The 1,364-nt window shown below is 35.1% G+C and carries 1 protein-coding gene and 1 pseudogene; one reads left to right on the top strand and one right to left on the bottom strand.

Annotated features, from left to right (window positions below; translation table 11 throughout):
• Nucleotides 1-769, top strand: a 769-nt coding sequence (locus Q0X89_RS13265) for a hypothetical protein (protein WP_297694951.1), incomplete at its 5' end; no start/stop codon positions are given.
• A gap of 52 nt (nt 770-821) precedes the next feature.
• On the opposite strand, the pseudogene Q0X89_RS13260 reads toward Q0X89_RS13265, so the two are convergent.
• Nucleotides 822-1,364, bottom strand: a pseudogene (locus tag Q0X89_RS13260) (glutamine synthetase); the annotation flags it as partial.

The raw sequence follows: 1,364 nt of genomic DNA, 5'->3' as shown, positions 1-1,364 counted from the left end.
TAAAATCAGTTTTGGGAAGCAGGTTCCCCAGTATTATGCTGAAGGTGTTTTATACATTTCACAAAGAGATTTCTCTATCTATAAAATGGAGTATGCTGTATATCATAAGTCAAAAACCACACAAGTCAATAATGGAACTAAAAAAAAGTCGGGAGGACAATTGATTTTTGAAATTATCACGGAGTATCAAAGAGTTGATAATAAAATGTTTCTAAACTATATTTCTTTTAATAATTCATTCAGGCTGAAAGAACCGCCTAAGTTTAAAGTAGAGGATGTGGCTATAGATTTAAACAAAAAATGTTTTGTTGTTTTGTTTAACAAGGCGCCTGAAACACAATCAGCCCTTAACTCAAGGTTCTATTCTTTAAAATTTAAAGGTAAAAGAGTAAGACTGAGTGAGATTAAAATAGAAAAAAAACGAGCGTCCCTATACCCAAAATTTAGAACGGTTGCTGAAAGTTCATCCTTCTTTAAAGAATTGAATAGTTATAGAAATAGAGATAATATGATAGATCCTGGGTGGTTTTCATTTGAGGTTAAGAAGATTATTGATGTGGAGGGTAATGAAATAAATTCACCGACTTACGGTAATTTCAATCAGTTCAGGGAATTTTTTGTACAGCAGGTAAAACCAAGTGTCAGTGGGCCTGAAGACAACTTGTATATGCAAAAGGACAGACCTATTTTTAAAAACCAGCCTATAGTTAAACCAGATGATTTCTCTGAATTATGGATGAATACACCTTTAAAGACTATAAATAACTAAAAAACCGCCTTTAAGGAATTAAAGGCGGTAGTTTATAAAATAATTCTGGAAATTAATTCGCTACGGCTTGAATATTTGCCGATTTAACAGTTTTGATAATTCTGCCTGCAATTTTGTAAGGATCACCATTGGAAGCTGGTCTCCTGTCTTCCAGCCATCCTTTCCAACCTTTTTCAACGGTTATAATCGGAATTCGGATAGAAGCACCTCTGTCTGATACACCATAACTGAAATCCTTAATAGATGCTGTTTCATGCAAGCCTGTAAGCCTTTCGTCATTGAAAGCACCATAAACGTCTATATGATCAAGCGCTACTGGCCTGAAGGCCTCACAAATTTGTTCATATATTTCTTTAGAACCACATGTTCTTAAAGTCGTATTTGAAAAGTTTGCGTGCATTCCGCTACCATTCCAATCTCCCTTAACAGGTTTTGGATGTAATTCAATATAATAGCCATATTTCTCTGTGAGGCGATTCAACAAATAACGGGCAATCCAGATTTCATCTCCTGCTTTTTTAGCACCTTTGGCGAAACACTGAAATTCCCATTGTCCGGGTGCAACTTCCTGATTAATACCCTCAAAATTAATGCC

It is taken from the genome of uncultured Eudoraea sp. (assembly GCF_947258525.1).
In the GTDB taxonomy this organism is placed as follows: Bacteria; Bacteroidota; Bacteroidia; order Flavobacteriales; family Flavobacteriaceae; genus Eudoraea.
The sequence above is the reverse complement of the archived record's forward strand: the minus strand, read 5'-3'. Positions and strand labels throughout refer to the sequence as shown.